Source organism: Nocardia sp. NPDC051463, assembly GCF_040681975.1.
Taxonomy (GTDB): domain Bacteria; phylum Actinomycetota; class Actinomycetes; order Mycobacteriales; family Mycobacteriaceae; genus Nocardia.
In genome coordinates this window covers 109,115-123,374 of sequence record NZ_JBFBAB010000014.1, presented here as the reverse complement: position 1 = coordinate 123,374, position 14,260 = coordinate 109,115, and the positions used below count along the sequence as shown (strand labels likewise).

Sequence of the window (14,260 nt, the reverse complement as noted above, 5' to 3'; positions counted from 1 at the left end):
GGAATTCGCACTCATTCTCGGACCTACTGGTTCCGCGGATACCGAAGAATCCGCACTGGTCGGTCTGTTCGTATGGCGGATAAATTCCGCCACACCCGACGACATCGTCCCCCTCGCAGTATCCGGAATGATAACTTGCGCCTGCACAGCGGATCACCCGATTTCGACAACGATGCGACGGGGGAGAACCAGCACATGCACAATGAGGCCACAGCAGTGGCGGACGGTACGGCCGTAGCGCAAGTAGCTCCGCAGACAGTAGCCGCTCCGCGGATCTCCACGGGCACGAACCAGGCGCCAGGTCCGAATTCTCCGATTGATCCCGGCGCGCCGCGCGGACCCGCCGTGGCGATCGCCGCCGGCGTGCGAGACGGTTCGACCAGCCCGACCGAGGTGCTCGACGCGGCGCTGGAGCACATCGCCGCCGACACCCGGAAGCTGAACGCGTTCACCGTCGTTCGCTCGGCCAAGGCGAAGGCCGAGGCGCTCGCGCTGGAACAGCGCTCCGATCTGGATGTGCTCCCCCTTGCGGGCGTGCCGATCGCGATCAAACACAACCTCGAGGTCGAAGGTGAGCCGAACCTGTGCGGTTCGGCCGCCACCGATACGCATCCGGCGGCCGCCGACCATCCGGTGGTGCGCAGGCTGCGTGCCGCGGGTGCGGTGATCGTCGGATTGACCGCGGTTCCCGAGCTGGGGCTGTGGGCGATGACCGACGGTGAGGGCCGCACCACCCGCAACCCGTGGAACACCGCACGCAGCGCGGGCGGCTCGTCCGGCGGCTCTGCGGCAGCGGTCGCGGCCGGGCTGGTTCCGGTGGCACACGGCAACGATGGACTCGGTTCGTTGCGCATCCCCGCGGCATGCTGCGGGGTGTTCGGGATCAAGCCGGGCCGCCACACGGTGCCCGCGGAGGTCGGCGTCGACTCGTGGGCGGGCATGATCGAAAACGGCGTGCTCGCAACAACCGTCGGGGATGCGGCGCTCGCCCTGTCGGTGCTGGCGGCCAGGCCGGACCTAGCCGAGGTCGAACCACCTGGTCGACTACGCATCGGGCTAGCCGTCGCGCCACCGTCCCGCTTGTTCCGGGTCGATCGGCACTGGACCGCGGCAGCCCGCGCCGCAGCATCGGCCGCCGCTGCCGCAGGACACCAGGTGGAACCGGCGACGCTGCCCTATGGCGAAACGATCAGCTCGGTCTTGCTGCGCTGGCTCGCTGTCGGCACGCGCGAAGCCGCGACGCTGGCCCGTCCGGACCGGCTGCAACCGCGCACCCGCCGCCACCTCGCGCTCGGCAGGTTGGTGCAGCGACTCGGTGTGATTCGCCCCGGTCAGGTCGACCGGGTAGAGGCTCGACTGCTGGAATTCTTCGAACGCTACGACGTCGTGATCACGCCGACGCTTGCCGCCGCGCCACCGAAGGCTCGAGCCTGGCACACCAGGGGTTGGCTGGCCAATGTTGTTGCCAGCGCCCGTTTCTCACCATTCACCCCACTGTGGAACATCGTCGGCTGGCCTGCCGCGTCGGTGCCGATGGGGCTGCATCCCCGCTCGGGTACCCCGGTGGCCGCACAACTTGCGGGACCGCCCGGCAGTGAATCGACCCTGCTGCGGTTGTCCGCACAACTGGAAGCGCTGCACCCGTGGGAGCGCACCGCGCCGTGACAATGGCGCGTTCGACGTCGTGATGGTGGCGCGCCGGACGGTCGTGACCGTGGCGCGCCACCATGATCTGTCAGGCGACCGACTGCTGTGGCGCTTGCGCGGAGAAACCGCCGTCGGCGGCACGGCCCGCGAACTCGAGGATGGTGGGGCGATTGTCGTCGGCCCGCCATGCCACGGCCAGTTCGCACGGCGCGAGCCCGGTTACCGGGCGCGCGGTCAGACCGGGCCACCGGTACATCGGGACATTGTTCTCGGCGAGTAGGCAGACGCCGAGGCCGAGGCTCACGGCCTCCAGTTTGTCCTCGGCGGTCGCGGCTTCCGCGCCGATCTTCGGCTGACGTCCGTTGCGGGCGTCGTTGCCGAGCCAGAAGTCGCGCACCGCGCCGGCCTCGGTGGGCAGCGCGATGAACGGCTCGTCGAGCAAGTCGGCGAACGCGATGCTGTCCTGATCGGCGAGCGGATGGTTCTCCGGCAGTAGCACCCAGCGCGGCTCGGTACGCAGCACCTGCCAGCGGTAGCGGTTCGGGTCGGGTAGAGGCAGCCAAACCAGCGAAAGGTCGGCCTGCCGTCCGGCCAGGCCACTGGACGGGTCGGTCCAGGATGCCGCGTGCAGGGCCAGTCGATGGCCGCTCGCGCTTTCCAGATCGTTGATCAGGCCGCGGCCGAGCGCGGATTGGATGCCGACGCGCAGCACCTCGCCCGCTTCCTGGAGTGAGACGTTGGTGACCTCCCAGAGCTCCAGGATCTTGCGGGCACCTTCGAGCAGTTCCTTGCCCGCGACGGTCAGCGCGACACTGCGCTGGTTGCGGTCGAACAGGACCACGTCGAGCTGGCGTTCCAGCTGACGAATCTGACGCGACAGGGTGGGTTGAGCGATGTGCAGCCGCTGCGCGGCGTTGGTGAAATGCAGTTCCTCAGCGACAGCGACGAAATACCGCAGGTCGCGCAAATGCGGGTCCATAGCCCCTTGCTATCAGAATCGGTCCTGAATTTCCAGCCTAATTAGGCCGAAAAGTTCGGATAGTGGTGCAGAAACAGTCGACGGGTTTGTTAAAGACAGCATATTGCCTGTCGTGGTCATTTGCATCATCGAGCCCGCGAACTTCTCGCATCCGCCGTGGGTATGGCCGCTGTCGGCGATCATGGACGGTTGACCAGCGGCTATGGGATTCGAAGTGTCCGCGCGCGGCTCGATGGAGACCGCTGGAGGATTGCCGGCCACCGCCGGGGAATCGACGTCGAGGCCCTGGGGGGCCGCGATCGGTCTGCGTGTGACATTCGTCACGAATAGGTTTGTCGGGTGGATCGGGTGGCCATGTCCGGCCGTCGTGTGGCGCCACCCGGACAGCCGAAAGGCGCCGCGGTCGGGCATCCACGACCGCAGCGCCTCGCTGTGTACTCGGGTCAGACGCTGCGCGCCCGGTCCTCGTAAGCCTTGCGTTTCTCGGCATCCACCGCGCCGAGAAACGCATCGCCGGAACCGAGCACCCGTGCCAGACCATCGGCGACGGATTCGGGAAGCAGGTTCACCAGCTGCGAGAGGAACCCGGCCACCGCCGTCACCCTGACCTTCGACTTCGGTGCGGCGATCAACCCGGCGATGGCATCGGCGATCTCCTCGGGCTCCGCCGAACGCAGCAACTTCGGGCCGCTCACACCGGAACCGAGTTCGGTATTGGTCAGGGTCGGCAACACCGAGGAGAACTCGACGCCCGACCCCCGATACTCCTCGCGCAGTGTGTCAGTGAACCCGAGTACCGCGTGCTTGCTCGCGTTGTAGGTGGCCAGACCCGGGATGTGGGTCTCGCCTGCCAGCGACGCGATATTGATGACGTGCCCGGCCTTGCGCGGCAGCATCCGCGCGAGGCCGAGCTTGGAGCCGAGAATTACGCCGTAGACATTGATGTCGAGGATGCGCCGGGTGATCTGATCCGGCTCGTCGACCACCCTGCCGGTCGGCATGATGCCCGCATTGTTGATCAGCACGTCGATGGGGCCGACGGTGCGTTCCACCTCATCGAGGAAGCTCTCGAAGGAGGTGGAGTCGGTGACGTCGAGCTTGCCGTAGAACTCGAAGTCGCGTGCGGCCCCGGACTCCTTGACGGTGGTCTCGTCGATATCGCCGATCGCGATCTTCGCGCCGAGCGCCCGCAAAGCGGTCGCGGTGGCAAGCCCGATCCCACGCGCGCCGCCGGTAACGACGACGACCTTCCCCCGGATCTTCGCCCCGTCTGTGGTGGATCGGCGGCGCTCCCGGTGCCCTGCGTGCTGTGCTGCCGCGTTCGGCCCTGTCGCTCGCACCGCGGTCACTTGTTGTCTCCCTTGAGCTTCAGCAAGGCCGGAAGGTCGAGGCGGCGCAGGCCGCGGGCGCCCGCGGCGCGCATCGCGCCGAGCGCGAACAGCAGCTTGGGCATCTGGTACGGGAACCAGAGCAGCTCCTTCTGCGGGGTCGGCAGGATCGGCTTGGTGATCGCCTGTTGGCGGCAGTACTTGCGGACGCCGTTGGCGCCGCCCCAGCGTGCCCCGACGCCGGACTGCCCCCAGCCGCCCATGGGCAGTGCGAAGTTGAACAGGTTGGAGAAGACGTCGTTGATATTGACCGCACCCACATTCAGCAGGCGCGCAATCCGTTCGCCGCGATCCTTGTCGCCGGTCCACACCGAGGCGGACAAGCCGTAGACCGAGTCGTTGGCCAGCCGAACCGCCTCGGCTTCGTCGGCGACCTTCACCACCGGCAGCGTCGGACCGAAGGTCTCCTCGTTGATGCACGACATGGTGTGATCGACATCGACGAGAACGGTCGGCTCGAAGCAGGTTCCTACGCCGGTGCGCTTGCCGCCGGTCAGGACCCTGGCGCCGGCCGCGACGGCCTCGTCGACGTGCCGCTGCACGATCTGCACCTGGTTCTCGTTGGCGAGCGCGCCGACATCATGCTTGGACTCGCGGCCGTCGAGGCCTTGGCGCAGGCCCTGCACCGCGGCGGTCAACTTGGCGACGAAGTCGTCGTAGACCGGCGCTTCCACGTACACCCGCTCCACCGAAATGCACACCTGGCCGGCATTGAACATGCCGCCGAAGGCGATGCCGTGCGCGGCCCGATCCAGGTCGGCGTCGGCGAGCACGATGGCCGGATCCTTGCCGCCCAGTTCCAGGCTGTAGGGGATCAGCCGCTCGACGCAGGCCGCGGCGATCTTGCGGCCGGTGGCGGTCGAGCCGGTGAATTGGATGTAGTCGGCATTATCGACCACCGCGGCGCCGGTCGCGCCTGCCCCGGTGACCACGGCGAACACCGGCGGCGCACCGATCTCGGCCCAGCCGCGGGCCAGTTCGAGTGCGGAAAGCGGGGTCACTTCCGACGGCTTGAGGAGCACAGCGGCACCGGCGGCCAGCGCTGGAATCACATCGATCACCGGCATGGCCAGCGGGAAGTTCCACGGCGTTATGACGCCGACGACCGGGTAGGGCTTGTACACCGTGGTGAGCTTCTTGACCCGGCCGAGCGGGCTGTGCGGGGAGGGGTGCTCGTCGGCGAGGAACTTCGCGGCGCGGCGCGCGTAGTAGCCGGTCAGATCTACCGAGAACGCCGGATCGATGAGGGCGTCCACGCGCGGCTTGCTCGTCTCCGACTGCAATACATCGGCGAGGTGTTCGGTGTTGTCGAGTAGCCAATCCTGCAGCTTCAGTAGCCATACTTTGCGGCCGTCGGGGCCGATGGCCTCCCATTCCGGCTGGTAGAGCCGAAGTTCGCGGACTTTGGCCGCAACCTCGTCCTTGCTCTGGTCGGGGACGGTGCCGACAACCTCGCCGGTACCGGGGTTGCGTACCGCGATGACGGCTGGATCGACCGCGGGCTCGACCTTTTTCACGGGGGTCTTGCGTGCCGGGGCCTTCTTGGCCGCGCCGGTCGCTGATTCGGTGTTGGTCACTGCTGTTCTCCCACTGATGTTGTGCTGTGCACCGCTGGCGAACGATACTGTGAATCAGTTCACTGACCTATGATCGTGGCACAAGTTAGCGGGACTTTCTTGGACCGATTTGTCAACGAATGCGGCTGAATTTGTTCTCTAGGCACAAATTGGAGGAATCGTGACGCAACGCGCGCGAGCCAGGGCCGACACAGTTGGGCCCAGCAGCGAAGTAGTGCGCGACTGGCTCGCCGAGTACGTGTACGAAACGATGCGCAGCGAGGCGCTCGAGCAGGTGGTCGACCGACTCGACGGCGCGATCGTCGCGCGTATCCCGGAGCTGGCCGATCGCGATATTCGCCGCGACCTCGCGGCGAGCACCCGTGCGCACGCCAGGGTGGTTTTGAGCGGACTCACCAGTGACACTTTCGAATTCGCCTTGCCCGAGGAGGCGCACGCATTCGCGCGCACGCTGGCCCGGCGCGGTTATGACCTGCGGCTGCTGCTACGGACCTATCACGTGGGGCAGGAGGCGGTGCTCGAGTACATGACCGAGGCCATCGACCAGCGGACACCGCCACCGGAGATCGAGCGTGCGGTGCTGCTGCGGCTGTTCGAGCGGTCGACCCGATGGGTGAGCACCTCAGTGGAGATGCTCACCGACACCTACATGGAGGAACGGGAGCGGGTGCTGCGCGCCGCTCTCAATCGGCGCACCGAAACCGTGCACGCCCTGCTGGCCGGTGACGAACCCGATGTCGAGCAGGCCTCGCTGCGCCTGGGCTACCGGCTCGCCCAACAGCACCTTGCTTGCGTGCTGTGGACCGACGAGCCTGCGGGCGGTGACGGTGCGATGAGTGGTCTGCTGGACCGGGTCGCCGCGCGGCTCGCGTCGGCCCTCGGCAGCGGCCGAGTGCTCGGCATGCCGTCTGGTGCCAGCGGGATGTGGGCGTGGGTCGGCCTCGACGATGAACAGCACGCCGCGGAACTGGCGGCGCCGGGTCGATTGGCGCAGCTGACCGCGGGACTGGTCGAGCCGCCGGTGCGGGTCGCCTTCGGGGTGCCCGCCGCGCAGGTCGCGGGTTTTCGGCAGAGCCATCGTGAAGCGGTCGCGGCCAGGCAAGTCGCCGAGCGCGGGCCGGTGGATGCCGATCGGGTCACGAGCTATCGCGAGGTGGAGATCGCCCACCTCGTAGGCACTGATGGCGCGGCGATGCGTGCGCTCATCGGCAGGGAGTTACAGGTGCTTGCCCACCGTGACGCCAATGCCGCACGGTTGCGCGAGACGCTGCACGCTTACTTGTCGAGCCATCGCAGCCCGGAGGCCGCGGCGAAACTGCTTGGGGTGCACAAGAACACGATTCGCTACCGGATCCAGCGAATCGAGGAACTGCTCGGTTATCCGATCGAAGAGCGCAGTCTGCCATTGGAACTCGCGCTGACCTGCGTCGTTACCTATGGTGTCGACGTGCTGCCGTGATCGGGTCGTCGACGCGGTGGCCGTTACTCTTCCCGGGGCGGCTCGACTCTACCGTCGGGTAGATCGGCAAGCAGCTGGGTCGTTGCTGCGGCAATGGCTGCGACAGCCTTGTCGACAGCGGCTTTCGTGGTGGTGCTCAGGCCGGAAACGCCACCGACCGTGCGCACGTACTGCAGTGCGGCAGCATAGATTTCCTGCTCGGTAGGGGCAGGATCCAGGCCACGCAGGAGGGTGATGTTTCCACTCATGGATGCACATTAGCCCTCTGTACCGTCTGTGGCACGGCAAGAATCCCAGGACAGGGAAAAAACAGGAAAGAATCAGGTTTATTTGCCGCGACGGCGAACGGCGCTTGTCGGACGCGCACCGTGGTGGTTGCTCGGGTCGCGACCGGCGGATCGAATCCGCCGACCCGACACCCGTCGATTCCCTTGGCGATTACTCAGGTTGTTTCAAGATCGATGGGGAACAATCGGGGGCATGCCTGCCCGCGGTGTGCCCACGCTGACTACCTTCCCCTACGAAGAGCTGGACAAGCGGGAGGAGGACCATTGGTCCGGCGCCGCGGTCTCCGAGGACGAATTGCGATCGTTGGCGCTGGGCGCCTTCTATTCGGCTCGATGGGACGCCTTCCACGACGCGCTGCTACTCGGCCCCGAACGCGAACATCCGCTCGGTGACCGCCGTGAACTCGCCATCGACACGCTGACCGGTGCCTGGGGCATTACCGACGGCACCGAGGCGCAGGCCTCGATGGAACAGCTACTCGAAGGCATGCACGCGCCGCTCTACGCCATGGTGCATCCGCTGGTGATGGCCTCGATCAATGCGAGCGAGCGGGATCGGTTCGGCGAACGGGCCGATCGGCACCGCGCCTTTCTACGTCAGGTCGGCTCGTTCCGCGGCATGGACAATCCCGAGGCGCTCGTACGCGATTACGACATCTGGTCGCAGGCGATCAAGATCGGCTTCACCGATCATCTCGCTCGGCCGCTGCCGAGTGATATCCACGCCTGGGATCTGGCCCGGGTTGTTGCGGTGGCTCGAATGGCTTTCACCGCAGGCTATCTCGACGCCGACGTCGCATGGGGCTACCTGGCGCGCGCCCTGCCACTGGCACAGCGCAAATATAAGAACTGGCGTCAGTTCGGCGACGCCTACCTCACCGGCTGGACCTACTGGCAGGCCTGCGAGGACCTCGCCGAACTCAAGAACGGCGGCGTGGACCGGCGCATGGAACTACTGCGCCTGTGGACCCGCACGACCAGTCCGTGGCGGCGGATCGGCTTGCAGTCAGTTCCCGTCGGGGAGTGACCGCAGGATCCCGCGCCCATAGCGCTGGAACTGTGTGTCGTCGACCATGCCGAGCGAATGCCGCTCGACCAGTAGCTCCCACTCGGAATACAGCTGCGAGACGCCGGGATCGGCAGGGCCTGCCGCACCGTCCGAGGAGTCGCGCCGGACGGCGAAGTTCACCGCGCAGGTGACCCGCTCGGTGTCGGCCCGGTCGGCGCCGGTGAAATGCAGCGTCATATTACCGTCGTGCACGTCGATGCCCGTCTCGCCGCGGTTCGAGCCGATCTCACCCGGCGCCGGTGCCGTGCCCTCGGTGGTGCGAGCCCACAGCACGGCGGGGATGGGTAGCTCGTGCGCGTAGCGGGAACCGGTGCCGATGGAGATGAACAGCAGCCGTCCGGTGGTCGCGGCGAGCAGGCCCGGTCCGGTGCCCGCAGGCGGGTGCGCCACCGCGATCGCGGTCTCGAGCACATATTCGTCGACTGTGACATAGCGATGCAGTGCGGCTATCGCCGACTTCGCGTCGCGCGTGGGCGTCATTCGTCGCACGGCCCGATCCACGTCCGCGCGAGTCGGTCCGGCCTTGCCCCACGCAGGGGCGGGCGGATTCAGATCGGGGGCGGCCACGTCGATGCGCTGCGAGGTCAGGATCTGATCGTTGATCCGATCGACGATCTCGGTCGCTGCGGGGACATCGTGTTCTGCGATCAATACCGGTAGCGGAGTGCGGTCTGCAGGCACGCCCGTGAGCACCGGAGTGGGATAACGAAGATAGATTTCGATGACGACGGCATCATCGGCGCGACGGTTCAGTCGGACCTTCAACAGGTCGGTGACCGGCACATCCAATACGCGCTCGCCGTCGGTGCCCGGTCGTAGGACGATCAATCGCCCGCGCCCGTGCCGCACTATCGCTGTGGGTGTCCGTAGCTCGACTATGTCCATACCCCCTGCGCTCTTGTCTGATTTGCGGCGCTCGCGGTGCCCTGCGTGGTTACGCTGCGCTACCGCCTTCGGGCCCGTCGCTCACGCCGCGGTGTTGTGTCGTCGCTCACGATAGGCCGAACATGCCATGATTGTGACCACTTGGAGTAACCCGACCGGAGACCTCGGGAACCACCGTCGTTCCCCGGCCGTTTACCTGTCGAACTGCACCAACTGCCGAACTGCGCGATGTATCGAGTAGACCGTACGCGGTAACGTGGCTTGTCCGCATCCGAACCCACCCGGAATCCGGCTGGGAGCAGGGTGAGAACTGCTACCGCCGACCCCGACGCTTCGCAGGCATGCACCGGAGAACCGGAAAGGACTGGCCGCCCGGCCTACGCTCTATGAACCGCAAGACTGTGTTTCGCACCCTGGCCATAGTCTCGGGCATCTTGCTCGTGATCTATGCGTTCAGCTATTTCGGCAATGACACGCGCGGCTGGAAGAGCGTCGACACCTCGGTGGCGTTGACTCAGCTGAACGACAAGAGCAACGTCAAGAACGTCCAGATCGACGACCGCGAGCAGCAGCTGCGCATCGAGCTGAACAATGGCAACGACGCAACCAGCGGCTCCGCGAAGATCATCGCCAAGTATCCGGGCGGTGGTGAGGCGTCCGCGCAGGTATTCGACGCTGTCCAGAAATCCGGCGCGCCGTTCAACACCGTGGTCAAACAGGAGAGCTGGTTCACCCAGATTCTGCTGTTCGTGCTGCCGATGGTGATTCTGCTCGGCCTGTTCATTTTCGTGATGTCCCGCATGCAGGGCGGTGGTCGCGGCGGCATGATGGGCTTCGGTAAATCGAAGGCCAAACAGCTGTCCAAAGACATGCCCAAGACCACGTTCGCGGACGTGGCAGGCGCCGACGAGGCCGTCGAAGAGCTGTACGAAATCAAGGACTTCCTGCAGAACCCGGTGCGCTACCAGGCGCTCGGCGCGAAGATCCCGAAGGGCGTGCTGCTCTACGGTCCGCCGGGAACCGGCAAGACGCTGCTGGCCCGCGCCGTCGCGGGAGAGGCGGGCGTGCCGTTCTTCACCATCTCCGGTTCGGACTTCGTCGAGATGTTCGTCGGTGTCGGCGCCTCCCGGGTGCGCGACCTGTTCGAGCAGGCCAAGCAGAACAGCCCGTGCATCATTTTCGTCGACGAGATCGATGCCGTCGGCCGCCAGCGCGGCGCCGGCCTCGGCGGTGGTCACGACGAGCGCGAGCAGACCCTCAACCAATTGCTCGTCGAGATGGACGGCTTCGGTGACCGCACCGGTGTGATCCTGATCGCGGCAACCAACCGCCCCGACATCCTCGACCCGGCACTGCTGCGTCCCGGCCGGTTCGACCGGCAGATCCCGGTCAGCAATCCCGACCTCGCCGGTCGCCGCGCCATTCTGCGGGTGCACTCGCAGGGCAAGCCGATCGCGCCCGAGGCCGATCTCGACGGTCTGGCCAAGCGCACCGTCGGCATGTCCGGCGCTGACCTCGCGAACGTGATCAACGAGGCCGCCCTGCTGACGGCGCGTGAGAACGGTGCGGTGATCACCGGCGAACAGCTCGAGGAATCGGTGGACCGCGTTGTCGGTGGTCCGCGCCGCAAGAGTCGGATCATCAGCGAGCACGAGAAGAAGATCACCGCTTACCACGAGGGTGGCCACACCCTCGCCGCGTGGGCGATGCCGGATATCGAGCCGGTCTACAAGGTCACCATCCTGGCCCGCGGTCGTACCGGGGGTCACGCCATGACGGTGCCCGAGGACGACAAGGGCCTGATGACCCGCTCGGAGATGATCGCTCGCCTGGTGATGGCGATGGGCGGCCGTGCGGCCGAGGAACTGGTGTTCCACGAGCCGACCACCGGTGCGTCCTCGGATATCGACCAGGCGACCAAGATCGCGCGCGCGATGGTCACCGAATACGGCATGAGCGCTCGTCTCGGCGCGGTGCGCTACGGCCAGGAACAGGGTGACCCGTTCCTCGGTCGCTCGATGGGCATGGGTTCGGACTACTCGCACGAGGTCGCGGGCGCCATCGACGAGGAGGTGCGCAACCTGATCGAGGCCGCGCACACCGAGGCGTGGGCGATTCTCAACGAGTACCGCGACGTGCTCGATGTCCTCGCGACCGCGCTGCTGGAGCGAGAGACGTTGCATCGCAAGGATCTCGAGGAGCTGCTCGCCACGGTGGAGAAGCGGCCGCGGATCACCGCGTTCAACGACTTCGGTGATCGGCCGCCGTCGGACAAGCCGCCGGTGAAGACGCCGGGCGAGCTGGCCGCCGAACGCGGCGAGCCGTGGCCGCCGGAGTTGCCGGTACCGCCGGTACCCGCGGGCACCGCTGCCAACGGCTACCTGGAACCGGGCTACCAGAACCCGCCGCAGTACGGCTACCCCACGCCGCCCGCGACCGGCTATCCGCTGCCGCAGGCCCCGACGGCCGCCTACCCGCGCCAGGGTGGCGCGACGACGCACGGTTCGCGACCGGACTACGGCGCTCCGGCCGGTTGGTCGGCGCCGGGCTGGCCGCCGCGGGACGAACCGCAGCAGCAACAGCAGCAGCCCGGACAACCGGGCTACGGCGGCGGTCGGCCCGGGCAGGGCGACCCGCAGTCACGGCACGGCTATCAGCAGCCGTGGAACCAGCCGGGTGGCCAGCCGGGTCCCGCCCGTGGCGACCAGGGCGGCTACGACGAGCAGGGTCGGGTCAACCCGGCCGACGAGGGCGATAGTCGCGATTGGGATGGACCTAACGGTCGGCACTGAATCGGTGGCGGCAGCCTCGGGACCTGAGTGGCCCCCGAAGCTGCCGCCTTCGGGCCCGTCGTTCGTGCCACAGCCGGCGACGATTAGGCTCGACCATCGGGGTGCCGAGTAATTGCCGGCACCCGAGATTTTGGAGGTGTCCTCGATTGTCGGCCAAGAATCACGTCGGCGGCCACGCGCTAACGGAGTCGGGCGGTGGCCGGTCGGAGAACGGCCAGTCGGACAACAGCGAGCACAACGGTGCAGGCCCGGCCGTTGCCAAGCCGGAACTCGTCGCCCTGGAGACCGGTAGGCCGTTCGACCAGGACCGTGCCGAAGCCGCAATCCGAGAGTTGCTGCTCGCGGTCGGTGAGAACCCGGACCGTCCCGGCCTGCTCGACACCCCCTCCCGCGTTGCCCGCGCTTACCGAGAGATGTTCGCCGGTCTGTACATCGAGCCGGATTCGGTGCTCAATACCACCTTCGACGAGGGCCATCAGGAGCTCGTGCTGGTGCGTGACATCCCGATGTACTCGACCTGTGAGCACCACCTGGTCTCCTTCCACGGCGTCGCGCACGTCGGGTATATCCCCGGCCCGCACGGCCGGGTGACCGGACTGTCGAAGCTGGCGCGGTTGGTCGATCTCTACGCCAAGCGCCCCCAGGTGCAGGAACGCCTGACCAGCCAGATCGCCGATGCCGTCATGCGCAAGCTGGACCCGCGCGGCGCGATCGTGGTGGTGGAGGCCGAGCATCTGTGCATGGCGATGCGCGGGATCCGCAAGCCGGGCGCAAGCACCACCACCTCCGCGGTGCGCGGCCTGCTGCAATCCAATGCCGCCTCGCGGGCGGAGGCTCTCGATCTCATTCTGCGGAAGTGAGTGAGTTCGCGGTGTCCGGTCCCCGGAATGTCACTCCGCGCGGGGGACGTTCCTGCGTCGTGATGGGTGTCGTCAATGTCACCAGCGATTCCTTCTCCGACGGCGGCAAGTACCTCGACCCGGGTCTGGCCGTCGCGCACGGTATCGAGTTGTTCGAGGCCGGTGCGGACATCGTCGATGTGGGGGGCGAATCGACTCGCCCCGGCGCCATCCGGATCGATCCGGAGACCGAGGCGGCGCGGGTGGTTCCCGTTATTCGCGGCCTGGTTGCCGCCGGTGTGCCGACCAGCGTCGACACCATGCGCGCGAGTGTGGCCGATGCGGCGCTGGCGGCCGGCGTCCGCGTGGTGAACGACGTCTCGGGTGGTCGCTCCGACCCCGATATGGTGAAAGTCGTTGCCGCGGCTGATGCCCCGTGGATTCTCATGCATTGGCGAGCGGGCGCCGACTATCGGCACACCGGACCCGCCGACCAGTACGACGATGTGGTCGCCGAGGTGCTCGCCGAGCTATCCGCGCAGGTGGAGCTGGCCGTCGCGGCAGGCGTCGATCCGGGCAGGCTGATCCTGGACCCCGGCCTGGGTTTCGCCAAGAACGCCGAACACAATTGGGCACTGCTCGGTGCGCTCCCCGCATTGGTCGGCAACGGATTGCCGATTCTCATCGGTGCATCACGCAAACGTTTCCTCGGCGCGTTGCTCGCCGATGCCGCGGGCCCCCGCCCACCGGATGGTCGCGAGACCGCCACCGCGACCATATCGGCGCTGGCCGCCCAGCACGGCGCCTGGGGCGTGCGCGTGCACGATGTCCGCGCTTCCCTGGACGCGATTGCCGTCACCGACGCCTGGCAACGCGCCGCCGGGCAGAATTCGCGAGGAGCCGACCGATGAGCGACCGAATCGAGTTACGTGGCCTGCGTGCCTTCGGCCATCACGGAGTATTCGAGCACGAACGCCGGGACGGGCAGGAGTTCATCGTCGACCTCACGGTGTCGGTCGAATTCGCTGCCGCCGCTGCGTCCGACGACCTTGCGGCCACCGTCGATTACGGCAGACTGGCCGAGCGGGCCGTGCGCATCATCCAGGGCCCGCCGCGCAATCTGATCGAGACGGTGGTCTCCGAGATCGCCGACGATGTGATGACCGACCCGCGCATCCGGTCGGTCGAGGTGGTGGTGCACAAACCGTCCGCGCCGATTCCGCATACCTTCGCGGACGTGCGTGTCGTCACCGCGCGGCACCGGGAGCACGCCGCGTGAGGTTCCACGACGATGCGCCGATGACCGGCGAGGTGTGTTCGTGAGCGAGCCGACCATGT

General features: G+C 67.0%; 13 protein-coding genes. 7 read left to right on the top strand and 6 right to left on the bottom strand.

Going from position 1 to position 14,260, the window contains the following annotated elements; genetic code table 11:
* Positions 1-345: 345 nt before the first annotated feature.
* On the top strand, positions 346-1,665 hold the full coding sequence (locus AB0M74_RS19880) for an amidase family protein (protein ID WP_366527719.1): 1,320 nt from the start codon (positions 346-348) through the stop codon (positions 1,663-1,665).
* A 70-nt stretch (positions 1,666-1,735) separates the two neighbouring features.
* On the opposite strand, the gene AB0M74_RS19875 is transcribed toward AB0M74_RS19880, so the two are convergent.
* The 4 genes from AB0M74_RS19875 to AB0M74_RS19860 form a co-directional block, all read right to left on the bottom strand.
* A complete protein-coding gene (locus AB0M74_RS19875; RefSeq protein ID WP_366527718.1) occupies positions 1,736-2,626 on the bottom strand; it encodes a LysR substrate-binding domain-containing protein in 891 nt (296 codons plus the stop codon).
* A 12-nt stretch (positions 2,627-2,638) separates the two neighbouring features.
* A complete protein-coding gene (locus tag AB0M74_RS19870) occupies positions 2,639-2,950 on the bottom strand; it encodes a hypothetical protein (protein ID WP_366527717.1) in 312 nt (103 codons plus the stop codon).
* 119 nt (positions 2,951-3,069) lie between these two features.
* Positions 3,070-3,885 carry an SDR family oxidoreductase gene (locus tag AB0M74_RS19865; protein ID WP_366527775.1) on the bottom strand — a complete coding sequence of 272 codons (816 nt, stop codon included), beginning with the start codon at positions 3,883-3,885 and terminating at the stop codon, positions 3,070-3,072.
* Between the two features lie 86 nt (positions 3,886-3,971).
* Positions 3,972-5,531 carry an aldehyde dehydrogenase family protein gene (locus AB0M74_RS19860; protein WP_366527774.1) on the bottom strand — a complete coding sequence of 520 codons (1,560 nt, stop codon included), beginning with the start codon at positions 5,529-5,531 and terminating at the stop codon, positions 3,972-3,974.
* Positions 5,532-5,751: 220 nt separating this feature from the next.
* On the opposite strand from AB0M74_RS19860, the gene AB0M74_RS19855 reads away from it, so the two are divergent.
* Positions 5,752-7,050 (top strand): helix-turn-helix domain-containing protein, encoded by a 1,299-nt coding sequence (locus tag AB0M74_RS19855; RefSeq protein WP_366527716.1) that lies wholly within the window; start codon positions 5,752-5,754, stop codon positions 7,048-7,050.
* 23 nt (positions 7,051-7,073) lie between these two features.
* On the opposite strand, the gene AB0M74_RS19850 is transcribed toward AB0M74_RS19855, so the two are convergent.
* Positions 7,074-7,298, bottom strand: coding sequence for a DUF2277 family protein (locus AB0M74_RS19850; RefSeq protein WP_328408485.1), 225 nt, complete (start codon positions 7,296-7,298; stop codon positions 7,074-7,076).
* A gap of 232 nt (positions 7,299-7,530) precedes the next feature.
* Here AB0M74_RS19850 and AB0M74_RS19845 point away from each other — a divergent pair, with 232 nt between their 5' ends.
* Positions 7,531-8,364 carry a DUF1266 domain-containing protein gene (locus AB0M74_RS19845; protein WP_366527715.1) on the top strand — a complete coding sequence of 278 codons (834 nt, stop codon included), beginning with the start codon at positions 7,531-7,533 and terminating at the stop codon, positions 8,362-8,364.
* Here AB0M74_RS19845 and AB0M74_RS19840 read toward each other — a convergent pair.
* On the bottom strand, positions 8,344-9,291 hold the full coding sequence (locus tag AB0M74_RS19840; RefSeq protein ID WP_366527714.1) for a hypothetical protein: 948 nt from the start codon (positions 9,289-9,291) through the stop codon (positions 8,344-8,346). The genes AB0M74_RS19845 and AB0M74_RS19840 overlap by 21 nt on opposite strands.
* A 386-nt stretch (positions 9,292-9,677) precedes the next feature.
* On the opposite strand from AB0M74_RS19840, the gene ftsH reads away from it, so the two are divergent.
* The 4 genes from ftsH to folB all read left to right on the top strand — a co-directional run bounded on the left by ftsH (position 9,678) and on the right by folB (position 14,201).
* The gene (gene ftsH / locus AB0M74_RS19835; RefSeq protein WP_366527713.1) at positions 9,678-12,083 is read left to right on the top strand and encodes an ATP-dependent zinc metalloprotease FtsH; all 2,406 of its coding nucleotides are present in this window, start codon (positions 9,678-9,680) and stop codon (positions 12,081-12,083) included.
* Between the two features lie 278 nt (positions 12,084-12,361).
* Complete coding sequence (gene folE / locus AB0M74_RS19830; protein ID WP_366527773.1) at positions 12,362-12,943, top strand: GTP cyclohydrolase I FolE; 582 nt, start codon at positions 12,362-12,364, stop codon at positions 12,941-12,943.
* 62 nt (positions 12,944-13,005) lie between these two features.
* Positions 13,006-13,833, top strand: a complete 828-nt coding sequence (gene folP / locus AB0M74_RS19825; protein WP_366527772.1) for a dihydropteroate synthase — start codon at positions 13,006-13,008, stop codon at positions 13,831-13,833.
* The gene (gene folB / locus AB0M74_RS19820; RefSeq protein WP_366527712.1) at positions 13,830-14,201 is read left to right on the top strand and encodes a dihydroneopterin aldolase; all 372 of its coding nucleotides are present in this window, start codon (positions 13,830-13,832) and stop codon (positions 14,199-14,201) included. The genes folP and folB overlap by 4 nt, the downstream gene beginning before the upstream one ends.
* The last annotated feature ends 59 nt before the right edge of the window (positions 14,202-14,260 follow it).